Source organism: Sagittula sp. S175 (assembly GCF_049800975.1).
Lineage (GTDB): Bacteria > Pseudomonadota > Alphaproteobacteria > Rhodobacterales > Rhodobacteraceae > Sagittula.
Map to the genome: position 1 here is coordinate 184,638 of NZ_JBNAGB010000006.1, position 16,414 is coordinate 201,051.

The window sequence follows — 16,414 nt, forward strand, 5'->3', positions numbered from 1 at the left end:
GCTCCGGTGGTCTGGGTCGTGTCGGGTGCGGTGATTGGTGTCCGTGTCGGGCGGGCCATGGTCAAGGCGCGGATATGTGACAGCGGGTGCGGGGTCGGGGCGGGTCATAGCGGGTCCTGCACCTGTGGGGGCGGGGGGCCGTAGGTGAGGCGGGTCGTCATGGGGCCGAGTTCTACCGGGCCGCTGTAGGTGGCGGTCGGCGCGTGGCGGCGGGCCAGTTGGACCGTGCCCTTGCGCCCGTCGCGGCAGGTGAGCGTACCGGAGAGGAGCGGGGCCGCCGGGGAGGCGGAGGCGGTGGGCGATAGGCGGGCGGTGCAGGTGGTGTCGGTGAGGTCGAGCGTGAGCTGGCCGTTGCCGGGGTCGAAGCTGCCGGACGCGCCTGTCGGGCCGACGGACAGAGCGAGTTCCGTCGCGCTGCTGGCGCAGGCGGCGAGGGTGAGGCTCAGGATGGGCAGGAGGGCGCGGAGCATGGCGGTCAGTCGCAGCGGGCGAGGGCGGTGCGGGCGTCGGGGTTGTCCTCGGGGTAGAGGGTGAAGCCGTCGTCTTCGGTGGTTTCCAGCATGTAGTAGGCCTCCCACGTGTCGCCTTCGCCGGAGCATTGCACGGTGACGACGGTGGCGCCCGCGCCGACCATGGTGAAGCCGGTGATGGGGCAGGTGCTTTCCCAGAATTCGAGGTTTTCGCCGGGGCGGAAGATGGCGACGGAGTCGCTGCCTTCGGGCTGGCCGTTCACGCGGTTGCAGCCGGCGGTGTTGCCGTAGGTCTCGGCCAGCGTGACGGTGGGCAGGAGGAGGAGGGCGGTCAGTAGGGGTTTCATGCGGACAGGTCCTTTACGCAACAGGCGACGAGGTCCTCGGTCGCCTTGAACAGGGTGGGGGCATTGTTGCGGGCGCGTTCGCCTTCGACGAACAGGGTCAGCCGGTCCCAGTCGCGCAGCAGGGCGCCTTCCCAGAAGTCCTGGAAGAGCTTGGTGTCGATGGCGTCGTGTCGCACCATGCGGGCGATGACGCCGTAGACCGACAGGATGCGGCGGGCGTCGGATTTGGCGTAGTCGGAGAGTTCGGCGTAGGGCGTGGCGCGGTGTTCCTTGAACCGCTCGCGGCTGTCGCGGAAGCGTGGGTCCTGGAGGGTGTCGTGCAGGGTGGTGATGCTCTCGCGCATGAAGCGTTTGCGGTCGTTGACGGAGACGGTGCGCTGAAGGGCGGCGGCCCAAAGGGCGGTGCCGCCGGAGACGATCAGCGAGGCGATGGCGGTGAGGAGGGCCCAGTCGATTTCGTTCATGGCTGCGCCTCCGGCGTGGCGTGTGCGGCGCGGTTGCTGTGAGTATTTGGGCCAAGAAGAAGCAGGGGCGCGCGCAGGGCGGAGGGGTGGGTCATGGTGTGGCCTGCGCTGTGGTGAACTGCATCATCTTGTGGTGAGTGCGGCGGGCGATTGGCAGGGCTGCGAGGCCGCCGATCAGGATGAAGGGGATCGCAATGGGCAGCAGTCCGGCGGCGGTCAGGGCGGCGGCGAGGGTCCAGAGGGTGACGGTGGCCGGCAGGCGGACCCTGTGATGGCGCAGGGGGTGCCAGGCCAGCCAGCCGGTCAGGACGGCGGGCAGGAAGGTGATCGCCGCCGCCACCAGCCCCAGCAGCGCACCGAAGGTGGCGAAGGCCACAGGGAGAACGAGGCCGGAGGGGATACCGCTCCATGGTCTGAGGAAAAGCTCCGCCAGCCCCGCGAGCAGCCCGGTGGCGCCGCCGGTGACCATCGCCGCGAGGGCGGTGGTCACGAAGCAGAGCAGGACGTAGTCCATGAGGCTCTCGCGGAGGGGCGGCATGGGCGGCTCAGACCCCCGTTGCCGGGATGCCGGTGCGTTCGACGGGGCGCGGGGAGGTGAGGGCCTTCCATTTGCTGAGCGCGGTGTTGGTCGGCGTGTTGGGCGTGCGGGCGACGAATTCGCCGTGACCCTCGCGCGAGGTGAGCGTGCCGTCGGTGACGGCGACGTGGCCGCGGGTCAGGACGAAGCGGGGGAGGCCTTTGACCTTCTGGCCCTCGAAGACGTTGTAGTCGATGGCAGAGGTCTGGGTGCTGGCCGAGATGGTCTTTTCCTTGTTGGGGTCGAGGACGAGGATGTCGGCGTCGGAGCCCACGCGGATCGCGCCCTTGCGCGGGTAGCAGTTGAGGATCTTGGCGATGTTGGTGGAGGTGACGGCGACGAATTCCTCGGGGGTCAGGCGGCCGGTGCCGACGCCGTGGGTCCAGAGCATGGGGATGCGGTCCTCGAGCCCGCCGGTGCCGTTGGGGATCTTGGTGAAGTCACCGACGCCGTAGCGTTTCTGATCGGTGGTGAAGGCGCAGTGGTCGGTGGCGACGACTGAGAGCGAGCCGGACATGAGGCCCGCCCAAAGCGAGTCCTGATGTTTCTGGTTGCGGAAGGGGGGCGACATGACGCGGCGCGCGGCGTGGTCCCAGTCGGCGTTGAAGTATTCGCTTTCGTCCAGCGTCAGGTGCTGGATGAGCGGTTCGCCCCAGACGCGCTTGCCCTGCTGGCGGGCGCGGCGGATGGCCTCGTGCGCCTCTTCGCAGGAGACGTGCACGATGTACAAAGGCACGCCCGCCATGTCGGCGATCATGATGGCGCGGTTGGCGGCCTCGCCTTCGACCTGCGGGGGGCGGGAATAGGCGTGGGCCTCGGGGCCGGTGTTGCCTTCGGCCAGCAGCTTGGCCGAGAGTTCCGCCACCACGTCGCCGTTTTCCGCGTGGACCATGGCGATGCCGCCGAGTTCGCCCAGGCGTTTGAAGGAGGCGTACATCTCGTCATCGTTCACCATCAGCGCGCCCTTATAGGCCATGAAGTGCTTGAAGGTGGTGATGCCGCGGGTGTCGATCACGGTCTTCATCTCGTCGAAGACCTGCTCGCCCCACCATGTCACGGCCATGTGGAAGGAGTAGTCGCAATGCGCGCGGGTGGATTTGTTGTCCCACATTTGCAGCGCATCCAGCAGGCCCTGACCGGGCGAGGGCAGGGCGAAGTCGATCACCATGGTGGTGCCGCCCATCAGCGCGGCCTGTGTCCCGGTGTCGAAATCGTCGCTGGAATAGGTGCCCATGAAGGGCATTTCCAGATGGGTGTGCGGGTCGATGCCGCCGGGCATGACGTGGCAGCCGGTGGCGTCGAGCACCGTGTCACCGGAGAGGTTGTCGCCGATCTCGATGATCTTACCGCCCTCGATGAGGACGTCGGCCTTGTAGGAAAGGTCTGCGGTGGTGACGGTGCCGTTCTTGATGACGGTGGTGGTCATGTCTGGTGCTCCCTGTGTGTGGACGCACGCCCCGGCCCTGTGCCGGGGCCTTGGCCCGCGGTCAGGGAAGGGCGTGTGTCATGTCTTTCCAGTTGGGGTTGAACTCGGTGATGAGTTGGTTCTTCCACGCGCGGCGCCAGCGTTTGAGCGTGCGTTCGCGGTGGAGGGATGTGGAGAAGTCCTCGTGTGGTTCGAACCAGACGAGGGTCCTGATCTTGTTTTTCGCTGTGTGCTGCCAGAGGCCTGCACGATGCGCCTCGACCCGGGAGCGCAGGTTGCTGCTGCGCCCGATGTAGATCGCGCCATTCGGGCGCGAGGCCATGATGTAGACGAAGTGGGTCACGCGGCGAGGTTGGCGATTTTGGGTTAACAGGAAGTGAACCCCGCCTCGGGCTGGTCCCGGGGCCTTGGGGTTTGTGGCGACGGTGCTTGTCTGTGTTTTGCGCCGTGCGGTGGCAAAGGGCGGAGGCCCCGGCGCAAGGCCGGGGCGGGGCCGAGGGGGCGCGGCGGGTGCGAGGCCCCGCGTCAAGCCCGGGGCGGGGTTCCGGAACAGACTTGCGTTGGTTGGGGGTGGACAACGGTAGCCTCATCCGACGCACCCGAGGAAGTGGAACGCGCCGTCGCGGCGGTAGTAGTAGCAGGAGTCGTCGGTGACGTAGACCTCGGTCTGCGGCACGTCGGCGGGGAGGTTCTCCGCCATGCCTAGGGGCAGGGGGAAGTCGACCTTTTTCACCTTGATGGTTTCGGCAGCGGTTTCTGTGGCCAGGGGCGTGGCGAGGGTCAGCAGGAGGGCCAGAAGTCGGGTCATTTCACATCCTCGCAGGTGCGCAGGCGGCGGGTGAGGTCGCGGTCCTTGTAGATCAGCGAGACGCCGTAGCGGGCGGCGGCCTCGCATTGCTTGGGCCGGGGGCGGGAGTATTCGGCGGCGAAGACGGGCTTGCGGGCGTCGATGTAGGGTTGGAACTGCTGGCACCAGCCGTATTCGAAGCAGGATTCGAGGATGGCGAAGTCCATCAGCGGCACGAGAGTGGCGGCCAAGTCGGGGGCGTTCTTTTGCCCGATCTCGAGTCCCAGCGCGTGGGCGCGGGCGGCCAGCAGGGTGACGTATTCGGCGGTGTCCTCGGACGTCAGGGGAAAGCCGGAGTCGTTGCTGTGCAGGTCCATGTTGTCAGGTTCGACGGCGTCGAAGCCTGCGGCTTTGCAGCGTTCGAAGCGTTCGGTCATGATCGGCAGGAGGATGTCGTGGCGGCGGATGTCGAGGTAACGCTCGTCGGGCCAGTCGGGAAGCTGCTTGCCCAGGACGGCATCGGGCGGCGGGTTGCCACGCCAGTTTTCCCATGTGCCGACGGAAAGGTAACAGATCAGTTTGACGCCGCGCGCCTTGAGGGCGTTGATCTCGGATTGCGTGTGGTTCTGCGGGTCGATGTCCATGACCTCGACCGCACGGGTCAGGTCAAAGGGTGCGGTGAGCTGCCAGTCCCACGACGGCGCGGCCACGGCGGGCGTGGCGAGCAGGGCAAGGAGGGGCAGCACGCGGATCATTGTGTCGGCCTCCTGTCGGCGGAACCGCTGCGGCGTTGCGGCGTTGGGCAGGAGCACACAGGAGAACGCCCATGTCCGACACCAAGGATCACCTCGCCCACGAACTGGACAAGATGCTGGAGACCGCCGAGGAGAACGGCAAGGACAGCCTGACCGTCAGCGTGCAGGACCTGCACAACGCCGGAGAGGCGGACGGCAACCTGCCCGGAGACACAATGGCCGAGGCCGAGCGCGTGCTGCGCGCGGCGATGGGCGCGGGCGACAGCGAGGCGCCGGGCGACGGGTTCGCGGTGGCGTTCAAGCTGCCGCGCTGAGCCACGCGGGCAGAGGTGGTTGATCGGTTTCACCATTCCTCCACCACCCATTCGCCGTCCTCCATGATGGCGGCGTCCCCCAGTTCCAGTTGCGGCAGCCAGGGGAGGCCCTCGCGGAACATCCCGTAGCAGTGGTCCAGGCAGACGAGGTGCGGCGGCTTGCAGGTGGACTCGTCGTCGCCGTGCTGCGCGTCACAAAGCGCCTGCGGCTCCATGTCGGTGAACAGGAACAGCGTCATGGGACGCTGCCCGGTGAACACGCCGTCACAGACATAGACGATGGTTTCGCCGGGCAAATCACCAAGTTTCATGATGCGCCCTCCGCCGGGGTGAAGGGGGCGTGGAGGAAAGCTTCGCGGCCCCGGGTGGCCTGCGCGTAGGCACTGTCGAGATTGGCCAGCAGGTGGCTGGTCTCGGTCCAGAGGTTGGTGTTGTCTGCCCAGAAGGGGGCGGGCAGCGTTAGCAGCGCGTCGAAGAGGTCGCCGGGGTAGTGGCGCGCTTCCATCAGCGGGTTGAGGGCGAGTGCCCGCAGCGCGCGGGGGACGATGTGTTCCGGCGCGATGCCTTGGGACAGAAGCGCCTGCATGTCGGCTGATGTGAGTTGTGACAGGGGCTTGGCCATGGCGGCTTCGCAGGTCTCGATCAACGGCGTGTCGAAAGGGCCGGGCGGGTCCGTCCGTTCGTAGAGGCCGTTGATCGAGGGGTCCTGCGTGGTCATGGTCAGGCGACGATCTCGGCGGTTTCGAGGACCGCGTGGAACAGGACGTCTGTTCCGGCCTTCGCCCAGTCCTTTGAGATCTCCTCGGCCTCGTTGTGGCTGAGGCCGCCCACGCAGGGGCACATGATCATCGCGGTGGGGGCGACCTCGTTGATCCAGCAGGCGTCGTGGCCCGCGCCAGAGACGATGTTCATGTGGCTCAGGCCCAGCCGTTCGGCGGCGTTGCGGACGGCGGTGACGCAGCCCTCGTCGAAGGTGACAGGATCGAAATGGCCGGAGGGTTCGATCTCGAGGCCGAGGCCAAGCTCGTCGGCGATTTCCTTTGCCTTTGCCTCGTATTGTTCGCGCATCGACGTGAGTTTGCCCAGGTCCGGCGAGCGGAAGTCGACGGTGAAGACCACCTTGCCCGGGATCACGTTGCGCGAGTTCGGGTAGACGTCGCAATGGCCGACCGCGCCCACGGCGTGCGGCTGGTGGGCCATGGCGATCTGATGCGCGGCCTCGGTCATGCGGGCCATGCCGAGCCCCGCGTTGACACGCATGTTCATGGGGGTGGAGCCGGTGTGGGCGTCCTTGCCTGTCACGGTGCATTGCAGCCACCACAGGCCCTGACCATGGGTGACGACGCCGATGTCCTTGCCCTCGGCCTCGAGGATCGGACCTTGTTCGATGTGGAGTTCGAACATGGCGTGCATCTTGCGCTGGCCGACCTTTTCGTCGCCCTTCCAGCCGATGCGTTCCAGTTCCGCGCCAAAGGATTTCCCTTCGGCGTCGGTGCGGTCGTAGGCCCATTGCAGGTCGTGTTTCCCGGCAAATACACCCGAGGCCAGCATGGCGGGGGCAAAGCGGGTGCCTTCCTCGTTGGTCCAGTTGGTGAGGACGATGGGGTGCCTGGTGCGGATGTTGAGGTCGTTCATGGAGCGCAGCACTTCGAGGCCGCCGAGCACGCCCAGAACGCCGTCGTATTTGCCGCCGGTGGGCTGGGTGTCGAGGTGGCTGCCCATGTAGACGGGCAGGGCGTCGGGGTCGGTGCCTTCGCGGCGGGCGAACATGTTGCCGATCTCGTCCACGGCCATGGTGCAGCCTGCGGCCTCGCACCAGCGCTGGAACAGGGCGCGGCCCTCGGCATCGGCGTCGGTCAGGGTCTGGCGGTTGTTGCCGCCCGCGATTCCCGGTCCGATCTTGGCCATGTCCATGAGGCTGTCCCAAAGGCGGTCACCGTTGGTTGTCATGTTTGCCGCGATTGCCGTCATTTTATACACTCCCGTTGGACCGTTCGATGTGCGGTCTCTTGCGATTTGACCAATCGGTCAAAACAACGCTACCAAAGGTCGAGTGTCAGTCAAGCATTCTGCCGGGGTCCGCGGCAAGTGATTAGGAATTGAGCAGGTAAGGTCGGCAATGGTTGAGAATTCGGCGGCGGTGCAAAAGGCGGGCGGAACGCGCATCCAGCGCGAGAAGCGGGCGGCGATCCTGGAGGCCGGTCTGACGGTTTTTGCCGAGGCGGGATTCCGGGGCGCGACGCTGGATCGGATCGCGTCGGAGGCCGGGCTGTCGAAGCCGAACCTGTTATACTATTACCCTTCGAAGGAGGCGATCTACGAGGCGCTTCTGCATGGGCTGCTGGAGACCTGGCTGGACCCCTTGCGGGCGCTGGATCATGGCGGCGATCCGGTCGAGGAATTGCTGGCCTACGTCGCGCGCAAGCTGGAGATGGCGCGGGATTTTCCCCGTGAAAGCAGGCTGTTCGCCAACGAGATCCTGTCGGGCGCGCCGCAGATGCTGCCGGTGTTGCAGGGAGAATTGCGCGCGCTGGTGGACGAGACGGCGGGCGTGATCGAGCGCTGGGTGTCCGAGGGGCGGCTGGCAAAGGTCGATGCACGGCACCTGTTGTTCTCGATCTGGGCGCAGACGCAGCATTACGCGGATTTCGACGTGCAGGTGCAGGCGGTGCTGGGCGGGCAGGACTTCGCGGGCGCGGCGGCGCATCTGGAGCAGGTGTTCCGGCGGATGCTGACGGTGTGATCTTCACGCCGGTTCAACCCTGTGCGGGGCAGGGTTGCGCCATGCACCCGGTCCATTTGTCCAATCATCCCGTGAACGAGCCGTGGCTCAGGCAGATCTTCGAGGCGAAGGCTGTCCGCGAGGGGGGCATCGTGCGCCGTGCCGTCCGGGATGTGGAGCGCGAGGTCGGCCGTGGGCGGCTGTTCGAGGAAGTGGCGCGGCGCGGGTTTCACATGATCGAATGCGGCGGGCAGTTCGTCATCATCTGCCGGACCTCTGATCTGATCGTTCACCTGTGAGGGGGGCGAAGGCTTTGCGTCGCAAAGCCTTCGCGGGGGAAAAGTCCTCGTCGAGGACTTTTCCGGGAGGAGCCGGTCATTCGGCGGCCTTGGCCATCGGGTTGTTGGGATGTGTCGTCCAGTTGCCGTAGTCGGCGGGGACGGTGCGGCCGGTGCGCGGGTCCGTGGTGCCCGGGGCGAGGCGTTCCATGGTGATGCAGTTTTCCACCGGGCAGACGTCGACGCAGAGGTTGCAGGCGACGCATTCGGCGTCGTTGACCTCGAACGTGCGGTCTTCGTGCATCCAGATCGCCTGATGCGACGTGTCCTCGCAGGCGGCAAAGCAGCGGCCGCACTTGATGCAGTCGTCCTGGCTGATGCGGGCCTTGGTGATGTAGTTGAGGTTGAGGTACTGCCAGTCGGTGACGTTGGGCACGCCCGCGCCGATGAAATCCGCCGTCGAGGTGTAGCCCTTGTCATCCATCCATTGGCTCAGGCCGCGGATCATTTCCTGTACGACCTTGAAGCCGTAGGTCATTGCCGCCGTGCAGACCTGCACGTTGCCCGCGCCCATGACCATGAACTCTGCCGCGTCACGCCATGTGGTGATGCCGCCGATGCCGGAGATGGGCAGGCCGTGGGTTTCCGGGTCGCGGGCGATCTCGGCCACCATGTTCAGCGCGATGGGTTTCACCGCCGGGCCGCAGTAGCCGCCGTGCGTGCCCTTGCCGTCGATGGTGGGTTCGGGCGCGAACAGGTCGAGGTCCACCGAGGTGATCGAGTTGATGGTGTTGATGAGCGAGACGGCGTCCGCACCGCCGTTTTTCGCCGCCTGTGCCGGGCGGCGGATGTCGGTGATGTTGGGCGTGAGTTTCACGATGACGGGCTTGTCGTAGTACTGTTTGCACCAGCGGGTGACCATCTCGATGTATTCCGGCACCTGGCCCACCGCCGAGCCCATGCCGCGTTCGGCCATGCCGTGCGGGCAGCCGAAGTTCAGCTCGATCCCGTCCGCATTGGTTTCCGCGACGCGGGGGAGGATGGCTTTCCAAGAAGCCTCGTCGCAGGGGACCATGATCGAGGCGATCAGCGCGCGGTCGGGGTAGTCGGATTTGACCCGGGCCATTTCCTCGAGGTTGGTTTCCAGCGGGCGGTCGGTGATGAGTTCGATGTTGTTGAGGCCCAGCAGGCGGCGGTCGGCGCCGTAGACCGCGCCGTAGCGGGGGCCATTGACGTTGACCACGGGCGGGCCTTCGGCGCCGAGCGTCTTCCACACCACGCCGCCCCAGCCGGCCTCATAGGCGCGGCGGACGTTGTATTCCTTGTCCGTGGGCGGGGCGGAGGCCAGCCAGAACGGGTTGGGCGAGGTGATGCCGAGGAAATTGGTCGTGAGATCAGCCATTTGCGGTCTCCTCATTCGGTGGACAGGCACAGCGCGTAGAGGCGCATGGCGAGGGGTTGCGGTTTGCCGGAGGTGTTGCGGATCTCGACCCGCCAGCCGTCCTGGAACGGGTAGGAGGCGGTCACCATGAAGTCGATCCGGTCGGAGGGAAGGTTGTAGAGCGCGTAGCCGCCGCCGGTGAGGGTGGTGCCACGCGGGCAGTCTACGGTTTTCGAGACTTCTTCGTCGATGTTGACGCGCTTGCGCTCGAAGCGTTCCGAGACGCGGAAGACGTCCGCCTGTGCCGTGGTCGCCATCAGGGTGAGGGCGGTGGCGGCGGCGAGGGCGCAAGGTGAGTATTTGGACCAAGAAGAAGCCATGGGTCAGGAGCCTGACAGGGTGGCGTGGATGTCCATGGCGGCGTCGCGGCCATCGGCGACGGCGACGACGGTGAGGTCTTCGCCCGCTGTGCAGTCGCCGCCCGCCCAGACGCCGGGGATGGAGGTGCGGCCGGGGCCTGTGACCTTGATCTTGCCGCGCTCCAGTTCGGGGCCGTCGAACCCGGCGAAGGTCTGGCCGATGGCGCGGAAGACCTGGTCGGCCTTCAGGTGCAGGGTCTCGCCGGTGCCCTTGAGGGTGCCGCCGTCGGAGGTGGTGTATTCCAGCGTGAGGCCGGTGGCGTCGATGGCGACGGGCATGGTGTTGGCGAGGATGCGCACGCCTTTCGAGGTGGCGAGGTCCTGTTCATAGCGGCTGGCGGGCATTTGCGCCTGTTTGCGGCGGTAGGAAATGGTGACGTTTTCCGCGCCGAGCAGTTTCGCCTGAACGGCGGCGTCCACGGCGGTCATGCCGCCGCCGATCACCACAACGTCGCGCCCGATGGGCAGGGTGGAGAGGTCCGAGGCCTGCCGCAGGTCGGCGATGAAGGTGACGGCGTCGGTGACGCCGTCGCGGTCGTTGCCCTCGCAGGTCAGAGCGTTCACCGCGCCCAGCCCCAGCCCGAGGAAGACCGCGTCGAAGTCGGATTGCAGCTCGCCCAGCGTGATGTCCTGCCCGAGGGTGCGGCCCGTGTGGAGCGTGATGCCGCCGATCTGCATGAGCCATGCGGCCTCGCGGGCGGCAAAGTCCTCGGTCGATTTGTAGGAGGCGATGCCGTATTCGTTCAGGCCGCCCGGCTTGGGCTTGGCGTCGAAGAGGGCGACGTCGTGGCCCAGCATCGCCAGACGGTGCGCGCAGGAGAGGCCGGCGGGGCCTGCGCCCACCACGGCGACGCGCTTGCCCGTGGGGGCGGCGCGGGTGAAGGGGTGGCTGTTCGCGGCCATCATCGTGTCGGTGGCGTAGCGTTGCAGGCGGCCGATCTCGACCGGCTTGCCCTCGGCTGTTTCGCGGACGCAGGCCTCTTCGCACAGCGTTTCCGTGGGGCAGACGCGGGCGCACATGCCGCCGAGGATGTTCTGTTCGAGGATCGTGCGGGCGGCGGCCTGCGGCTGGCCGGTCGAGATCTGGCGGATGAACAGCGGGATGTCGATGTCCGTGGGGCAGGCGGTGATGCAGGGCGCATCGTGGCAGAAGTAGCAGCGGTCGGCGGCCACGGCGGCCTCGTGGCCGTCATAGGGCGCGTGCAGGTCGGCGAAGTTCTGCGCCAGCGTTTCCGGGTCAAGACGACCTGCGGCGATGCCGGGGGTAAGCGGGCTGGTCATGGCGGCTCCCAGTTGGACGTTTCTGTTGTTCGTTGAACTCAGAGTGCCACAGGTTGAAATTTTATCAATTGGTAAAATTTCTGGAGTGGGAATTTTTGGCGGGGTCTGCCTGTTTTTCGGGCAGGGCGCCCGGTGTCGGGGAAAGGCAGTCAGGTGCCGGGGATCAGGACCAGTTGCACGCGGCGGTTCTGCGGGGAGGTCGGGTCCAGCGTGTTCTTCAGGCGCGAAAAGCCAACGCCCACCGCGTCGAGGCGTGAGGGTGGCAGGCCCATGGTGCCCTGGACAAAGCGCGCCACGGACTCGGCCCGGCGGCGGGAGAGGTCGGTGTTATAGGCAACGGAGCCCACGGCGTCGGTGTGGCCGATGAAGATCAGGCGCGCGTCGGAAAGGCGGGGATCGCGCAGGGCGGTGCCAAGGGCGGAGAGTTTGCCCATGGCCTCGGGCGTGAGGTCGTCCGAGTTGTAGGCGAAGAGGATTTCGAGGTCGATGGAGGGCAACGGGTCGACGTTGGAGCGGTCGGTTACGGCGATGGGGGCGGTTTCGGCCGAGGGTTGCGGCATGGCCTGCGGGGTGGCCTCGCGGTCGATGACGCCGAGGTTCACCACGTCGTCGAGGGTGAAGGTCGCACCGCCGGAGTATTCCGCGCTGTCGCAGGCGGCGGGATCCACGAGGCACTCGCGCATCTCGGCCTCGGGTGAGAGTGCCGGTTGTGGCGCCGGGTCCAGCGAGAAGCTGTCGAGCGTGACGGTGGATTGTGCCCAGAGCGGGGCGGCGATCAGCGCGAAGGGGGCGGCGAGGACGGCGGCTTTCATCGGCGGGCTCCTGCGGGGCAGTTCGACGAGGATGGTGTCAGCATAGCCGGGACGCGCGCGGATTTCCACGACCGCGATCGGGCATGGACGGGCGGGGCGCTTCCATGGTTTCCTGTGGGTAAGCGAGGACGGAGGATCAAAGATGCGCTCTGCGGGATGGCTGGCGGGGGTCTTGTGCGCGGCTCTCGGAGCGATGGCCCTGGCCGAGGGTGTGCCGGACGAATTGCTGGGCGCGCAGGACGAGGTGGCGATCCGGGGATACAACAACGAACTGGTGTCGCGCTACGATCCGCAGGCGGATTTCCGGCAGATGGGGCGCGGGGTCGGGATGCTCTGGACCGAGACCGACGCGGGGCCGTTTCCCTGCACCGCCTTCCTTGTGGCGCCGCACCTGCTGTTGACGAACCACCATTGCGGGCCGGGGTTGCTGGCGGATGACCGCACCGGCGCGACCCGCATCCTGTCCGTACAATGGCTGACCGATTTTACCGAGGAGGGCAGCCCGGACAAGGCGACCTTTTACGAGGTGAACCCCGAGCCGGTGGAGACCTCGGAACCGCTGGATTACCTGGTGTTGGAAGTGCGGGGCGATCCGGCGGAGACGCATCCGGTGCTGCCGCTGGCGCCGACGCCGCTGCGCGCGGGGATGCCCTACTGGATCATCGGTCACCCGCTGGGCGAGGCGCAGCGCATCAGCCGCGAGGATTGTGCCGCCGCCGATCCACCGCTGAACGACAACCGTCTGCGGCACACCTGCGACACGATGGGGGGGAATTCGGGTTCGCCGATTATCGACGCCTCGGCGCGCAAGGTGGTGGGGCTGCACAACTCGGGCAATTCGAAGATCGGGATCAACTTCGGCATTCCGATGTCGCTGATCCTGGCATCGTCGAAGGTGCTGAAGGCCGAGGTCGAGGTCGGCACGCTGTCGTTGTACCCGACGCGGCTGACGGTCGGGCAGGAGCTTTCCGTCGTGGCGGATGTGCCGACGGGCTGCGTGCCGTCTTTCGTGGTGGTCGCCCCGAGCGGGCGGCTGACGCCGATCCCCTTGCGGTTTTTCCAGACCGTGCAACTGGCGGGGGCACAGCAACGCTACCAGATTTCGCCCGGCGGGCGGTTCGGACTGGTGATCGAGGAGCAGGACGAGAAGGGCGGACATCAGTTCGGCCACCTCTGCGCGCCCGGGCCGCTGGAGGACAACGATCTGAAGGGCGCGCTTCAGGCGGTGATGGGAGAACTGGCGGCGGGCACCACACGGGGATCGGTGCAGTCGGTGGCCGGGCCGGTGGGCTTTCTGTTCCGCCCCTACGAGGTGTTCTGAGGTGGTCCGGTGGGGCGGATGTCTCTGCGGCGCGGTGCGGTTCGCGGTCGAGGGGGAACCGGACCGGGTGGGGCTGTGCCATTGCCTCGACTGCCGCAAGCATCACGGCGCGGTGTTCTTTGCCGCCGCCATGTTCCCCGAGACGGCTCTGAAGGTCACGGGAGAGGTGGCCAGTTACGAGGGCCGCTGCTTTTGCCCGCGCTGCGGATCGTCGGTCTTTGGCCTCAGCGGAGGAGAGGCCGAGGTGCATCTGGGCGCGCTGGACGAACCTGACGTCTTTGCGCCGAGCTACGAGTTGTGGTGCGTGCGGCGGGAGAGCTGGCTGCCGGATCTGGGGGCGGAGTGTTTTCGCAGGGAACGCGACTGACGCGGCCTGTCGGCCCTGTACGGCAGGGACCGGAACGCCGCGCGCCCACTTGCGTCCTGAGCACGGGCCGGGCGAGTCGGGGCCATCGTCTGGGCAAGCCCAGAGCTGCGCGCAGCCTCTGTCGTTGCGTAGGTCGGGGTTTCACCCCGACCCGGTGCCATGATCGTGAGGCGCGTCAGAAGGCGCGGAAGGTCAGGGTGGTCAGGGTGCGCTCAATTCCCTCGATGTCCAACAGGTTGTCGTTGATGAACTTGCCCACGTCCTCGCCCTCGGGGATGTAGAGTTTCACCAGGAGGTCGTATTCGCCGCTGGTGGAATACAGCTCGGAGTGGATTTCGCGCAGGACGATGTCGCCTGCAACGCGATAGGCGGTGCCGGGCTTGCAGCGGATCTGGATGAAGACGCAGGTCATCTATGGCTTCCGGTTGTCTCTGGAATGGTTCTTCGCGGTGAATAGACCCGAAAATTCCCCGCGAGGCCAGCCCTTTGACGGCTTGCACCTACGTCATGCATTCGTCACATTCTGTCCCCGAGATGTTGGGCAAAGACCCAAGGGGAGGGACGGACGAGTGACAGGCATGGTGCGCTACGCGGATCTGGAGGGGGCTTCGGTGTTCATCACCGGAGGAGGCGCGGGGATCGGGGCGGCGCTGGTCGATGCCTTTCTGGAACAGGGCGCCCTGGTGGCTTTTTGCCAGCGCTCGGACGCGTCGGAGTTCTGTGCCGAGATGGCGGCAAAGCATGGCCGCGCGCCGCTGTTCGTGCCCTGTGACGTTACCGATATCGCGGCTTTGCAGGAGGCGCTTCAGACCGCCGCCGAGGCACATGGTCCCGTCGGCATGCTGGTGAACAATGCCGCCAACGACATGCGCCACGCCACGCTGGACATGACTGCCGGCGAATGGCGGCAGTCTCTGGCGGTGAACCTCGACGCCTATTTCTTTGCCACGCAGGCGGTGGTGCCGATGATGCAGAACATGGGCGGCGGGGCGATCGTCAACTTCAGTTCCATCAGCTACATGATGGGTATGGGGGATATGCCCGCCTATACGGCGGCGAACGGGGCGATTACGGCGCTGACGCGGGGCCATGCGCGGGAGTTCGGGCGCGATGGTATCCGGGTCAATGCGGTGGCGCCGGGCTGGGTGCTGACGGAGCGGCAGCTGCGGCTGTGGTCCACGCCCGAGGCGCTGGCCGCGCATCTCGACCGCCAGTGTTTGCCGCGCCATCTGGAGCCGCGCGACGTGGCCGGGCCGGTGCTGTTCCTCGCCTCACAGGCGTCGGGCGCGATCACGGGGCAGTGCATTGCGGTGGACGGCGGGGTCGTGACGGTGGCAGGGTAGCGCAAACATCCTTTGCGAGGCCCCATGACCCCAGAGACCACGATTACCGTCCATACCCTGTCCGACACGAAATGTATCCTTGGCGAGGGCGCGCTGTGGCACCCCGAGCGGGGGACGTTCTTCTGGTTCGATATCCTTGGGCACAAGCTGTTCGAGCATGACGGCAGCGCGCAGCGGTCGTGGGACTTTGACGGTGCGGTGTCGGCGGGGGGCTGGGTGGATCGCGACCGGCTGCTGATTGCCTCGGAGCGGGACCTGTTCGTCTTTGACCTGCGCGACGGGTCGCAGACGCATGTGGTGGACCTCGAGGCCGATATGCCTGCGAACCGGTCGAACGACGGGCGCGCAGATCCACAGGGCGGTTTCTGGATCGGGACCATGGGCTACAAGTTCGAGGACAAGGCCGGGTCGATCTACCGCTATTACAAGGGCGAGTTGCGCCGGATTTTCCCGGACATAACGATCACCAATGCGATCTGTTTCGCCCCGGACGGGCGGACGGCCTATTACGCCGACACGCCGACGCGGACGGTGCGCAAGGTGGCGCTGGATGCGGACGGCTGGCCGGTGGGCGAGAGCAGCCTGCACGTCGACATGACGGATCAGCCGGTGGTGAAGCCTGACGGCGCTGTGATCGACACCGAGGGGCGGCTGTGGACGGCGCAGTGGGGGTCGAAGCGGGTGGCCTGTTATGGCACGGATGGCGCGTTCCTGCGGGCCATTGAGACGCCCGCCGTGCAGGCCAGTTGCCCGGCCTTTGGCGGGCCGGACCTGCGGCGGCTGTTCGTGACCTCGGCCTCGGACCGGCTGCCGGAGGACCCGGAGGGCGGCAAGACCTTCTATGTCGATCTGGACGATGTGCAGGGGCAGGCGGAACACCGGGTGATCCTGTGAGCGGCCACCACGGCGATGTGACCCGCGAGGGCGAAGTGGCGGCAGAGCTGCCGCCCGCCACGGACGCGGGGCTGCGGTTCGTAGGGCGCATTCACACGCCCTTTGCCACGCGCGCCGATTGCCCCCATGCGGGGGACCGCGAGGAAGGGCCGGATTGCGTGGTCGAGGTGTTCGACGACTACGCCCCGGCGTTGGAGCGCATCGAGGAGCGCGCGCATCTGCAACTGCTCTACTGGCTGCACGCGGCGCGGCGCGACCTGCTGACCCAGCGGCGCAAGGGCGACGGGCCGGTGATGGGCACCTTCGCCCTGCGCTCGCCGCTGCGCCCGAACCCCATCGGGGTGTCGGTGGTGCGGCTGATCCGGCGCGAGGGCAACCGGCTGGTGGTGCGCGGGCTGGACTGCCTGGACGGGACACCGCTGGTGGATGTGAAGCCGATCACCTGCGCCGAATAGC

General features: G+C 66.9%; 24 protein-coding genes. 8 read left to right on the forward strand and 16 right to left on the reverse strand.

Annotation, left to right across the window (positions count from 1 at the left end):
* Window positions 1-104: 104 nt before the first annotated feature.
* The 8 genes from ACP16H_RS10135 to ACP16H_RS10170 form a co-directional block, all read right to left on the reverse strand.
* Window positions 105-470, reverse strand: a complete 366-nt coding sequence (locus ACP16H_RS10135) for a hypothetical protein (protein ID WP_425072165.1) — start codon at window positions 468-470, stop codon at window positions 105-107.
* Between the two features lie 5 nt (window positions 471-475).
* Window positions 476-817, reverse strand: a complete 342-nt coding sequence (locus ACP16H_RS10140; RefSeq protein ID WP_425072166.1) for a hypothetical protein — start codon at window positions 815-817, stop codon at window positions 476-478.
* Window positions 814-1,281 carry a DUF4760 domain-containing protein gene (locus ACP16H_RS10145; RefSeq protein WP_425072167.1) on the reverse strand — a complete coding sequence of 156 codons (468 nt, stop codon included), beginning with the start codon at window positions 1,279-1,281 and terminating at the stop codon, window positions 814-816. The genes ACP16H_RS10140 and ACP16H_RS10145 overlap by 4 nt, the downstream gene beginning before the upstream one ends.
* Window positions 1,282-1,372: 91 nt before the next feature.
* Window positions 1,373-1,819, reverse strand: a complete 447-nt coding sequence (locus tag ACP16H_RS10150; protein ID WP_425072168.1) for a hypothetical protein — start codon at window positions 1,817-1,819, stop codon at window positions 1,373-1,375.
* Window positions 1,820-1,826: 7 nt separating this feature from the next.
* Window positions 1,827-3,284, reverse strand: a complete 1,458-nt coding sequence (gene hydA, locus ACP16H_RS10155) for a dihydropyrimidinase (RefSeq protein ID WP_425072169.1) — start codon at window positions 3,282-3,284, stop codon at window positions 1,827-1,829.
* A gap of 61 nt (window positions 3,285-3,345) precedes the next feature.
* Entirely contained in the window at window positions 3,346-3,627 is a 282-nt protein-coding gene (locus ACP16H_RS10160; RefSeq protein ID WP_425072170.1) for a GIY-YIG nuclease family protein, read from the reverse strand.
* Between the two features lie 243 nt (window positions 3,628-3,870).
* Window positions 3,871-4,092 carry a hypothetical protein gene (locus ACP16H_RS10165; RefSeq protein ID WP_425072171.1) on the reverse strand — a complete coding sequence of 74 codons (222 nt, stop codon included), beginning with the start codon at window positions 4,090-4,092 and terminating at the stop codon, window positions 3,871-3,873.
* Window positions 4,089-4,826, reverse strand: a complete 738-nt coding sequence (locus ACP16H_RS10170) for an endo alpha-1,4 polygalactosaminidase (protein WP_425072172.1) — start codon at window positions 4,824-4,826, stop codon at window positions 4,089-4,091. Before ACP16H_RS10170 ends, ACP16H_RS10165 begins: the two co-directional genes overlap by 4 nt.
* A gap of 71 nt (window positions 4,827-4,897) precedes the next feature.
* Here ACP16H_RS10170 and ACP16H_RS10175 point away from each other — a divergent pair, with 71 nt between their 5' ends.
* Complete coding sequence (locus tag ACP16H_RS10175; RefSeq protein WP_425072173.1) at window positions 4,898-5,140, forward strand: hypothetical protein; 243 nt, start codon at window positions 4,898-4,900, stop codon at window positions 5,138-5,140.
* Between the two features lie 29 nt (window positions 5,141-5,169).
* On the opposite strand, the gene ACP16H_RS10180 is transcribed toward ACP16H_RS10175, so the two are convergent.
* Genes ACP16H_RS10180 through ACP16H_RS10190 form a run of 3 tightly spaced genes read right to left on the reverse strand, consistent with a single transcriptional unit; the run spans window position 5,170 to window position 7,111 of the window.
* Window positions 5,170-5,451: a hypothetical protein gene (locus tag ACP16H_RS10180; protein ID WP_425072174.1), complete on the reverse strand. Its 282-nt coding sequence runs from the start codon at window positions 5,449-5,451 to the stop codon at window positions 5,170-5,172.
* A complete protein-coding gene (locus tag ACP16H_RS10185) occupies window positions 5,448-5,858 on the reverse strand; it encodes a contact-dependent growth inhibition system immunity protein (RefSeq protein ID WP_425072175.1) in 411 nt (136 codons plus the stop codon). The genes ACP16H_RS10180 and ACP16H_RS10185 overlap by 4 nt, the downstream gene beginning before the upstream one ends.
* A gap of 2 nt (window positions 5,859-5,860) precedes the next feature.
* Window positions 5,861-7,111: a Zn-dependent hydrolase gene (locus ACP16H_RS10190; RefSeq protein WP_425072176.1), complete on the reverse strand. Its 1,251-nt coding sequence runs from the start codon at window positions 7,109-7,111 to the stop codon at window positions 5,861-5,863.
* Window positions 7,112-7,259: 148 nt separating this feature from the next.
* On the opposite strand from ACP16H_RS10190, the gene ACP16H_RS10195 reads away from it, so the two are divergent.
* Together ACP16H_RS10195 and ACP16H_RS10200 are read left to right on the forward strand one after the other, a co-directional pair.
* Window positions 7,260-7,883 carry a TetR family transcriptional regulator C-terminal domain-containing protein gene (locus tag ACP16H_RS10195; RefSeq protein WP_425072177.1) on the forward strand — a complete coding sequence of 208 codons (624 nt, stop codon included), beginning with the start codon at window positions 7,260-7,262 and terminating at the stop codon, window positions 7,881-7,883.
* 41 nt (window positions 7,884-7,924) lie between these two features.
* Window positions 7,925-8,161 carry a hypothetical protein gene (locus ACP16H_RS10200; RefSeq protein WP_425072178.1) on the forward strand — a complete coding sequence of 79 codons (237 nt, stop codon included), beginning with the start codon at window positions 7,925-7,927 and terminating at the stop codon, window positions 8,159-8,161.
* Between the two features lie 76 nt (window positions 8,162-8,237).
* Here ACP16H_RS10200 and preA read toward each other — a convergent pair whose 3' ends face one another.
* The 4 genes from preA to ACP16H_RS10220 form a co-directional block, all read right to left on the reverse strand.
* Window positions 8,238-9,542, reverse strand: a complete 1,305-nt coding sequence (gene preA, locus ACP16H_RS10205) for an NAD-dependent dihydropyrimidine dehydrogenase subunit PreA (RefSeq protein WP_425072179.1) — start codon at window positions 9,540-9,542, stop codon at window positions 8,238-8,240.
* Window positions 9,543-9,553: 11 nt separating this feature from the next.
* Entirely contained in the window at window positions 9,554-9,901 is a 348-nt protein-coding gene (locus ACP16H_RS10210) for a hypothetical protein (RefSeq protein WP_425072180.1), read from the reverse strand.
* Between the two features lie 3 nt (window positions 9,902-9,904).
* Window positions 9,905-11,221: an NAD(P)-dependent oxidoreductase gene (locus ACP16H_RS10215; RefSeq protein ID WP_425072181.1), complete on the reverse strand. Its 1,317-nt coding sequence runs from the start codon at window positions 11,219-11,221 to the stop codon at window positions 9,905-9,907.
* A 149-nt stretch (window positions 11,222-11,370) separates the two neighbouring features.
* Entirely contained in the window at window positions 11,371-12,033 is a 663-nt protein-coding gene (locus ACP16H_RS10220) for an OmpA family protein (protein WP_425072182.1), read from the reverse strand.
* A 142-nt stretch (window positions 12,034-12,175) separates the two neighbouring features.
* On the opposite strand from ACP16H_RS10220, the gene ACP16H_RS10225 reads away from it, so the two are divergent.
* Together ACP16H_RS10225 and ACP16H_RS10230 are read left to right on the forward strand one after the other, a co-directional pair.
* Window positions 12,176-13,354, forward strand: a complete 1,179-nt coding sequence (locus ACP16H_RS10225; protein WP_425072183.1) for a trypsin-like serine peptidase — start codon at window positions 12,176-12,178, stop codon at window positions 13,352-13,354.
* A 1-nt stretch (window position 13,355) separates the two neighbouring features.
* Window positions 13,356-13,721 (forward strand): GFA family protein, encoded by a 366-nt coding sequence (locus tag ACP16H_RS10230; RefSeq protein ID WP_425072184.1) that lies wholly within the window; start codon window positions 13,356-13,358, stop codon window positions 13,719-13,721.
* Between the two features lie 175 nt (window positions 13,722-13,896).
* Here the strand turns inward: ACP16H_RS10230 and ACP16H_RS10235 are convergent, their stop codons facing one another.
* Entirely contained in the window at window positions 13,897-14,133 is a 237-nt protein-coding gene (locus ACP16H_RS10235; RefSeq protein ID WP_425072185.1) for an Lrp/AsnC ligand binding domain-containing protein, read from the reverse strand.
* Between the two features lie 166 nt (window positions 14,134-14,299).
* On the opposite strand from ACP16H_RS10235, the gene ACP16H_RS10240 reads away from it, so the two are divergent.
* From ACP16H_RS10240 to tsaA, 3 genes are read left to right on the forward strand one after another with little or no spacing between them, the layout of a single operon-like run.
* Window positions 14,300-15,064, forward strand: coding sequence for an SDR family NAD(P)-dependent oxidoreductase (locus ACP16H_RS10240; protein WP_425072186.1), 765 nt, complete (start codon window positions 14,300-14,302; stop codon window positions 15,062-15,064).
* 24 nt (window positions 15,065-15,088) lie between these two features.
* The gene (locus ACP16H_RS10245; protein ID WP_425072187.1) at window positions 15,089-15,958 is read left to right on the forward strand and encodes an SMP-30/gluconolactonase/LRE family protein; all 870 of its coding nucleotides are present in this window, start codon (window positions 15,089-15,091) and stop codon (window positions 15,956-15,958) included.
* Window positions 15,955-16,413, forward strand: coding sequence for a tRNA (N6-threonylcarbamoyladenosine(37)-N6)-methyltransferase TrmO (gene tsaA, locus ACP16H_RS10250; protein WP_425072188.1), 459 nt, complete (start codon window positions 15,955-15,957; stop codon window positions 16,411-16,413). Before ACP16H_RS10245 ends, tsaA begins: the two co-directional genes overlap by 4 nt.
* Window position 16,414: the final 1 nt, after the last annotated feature.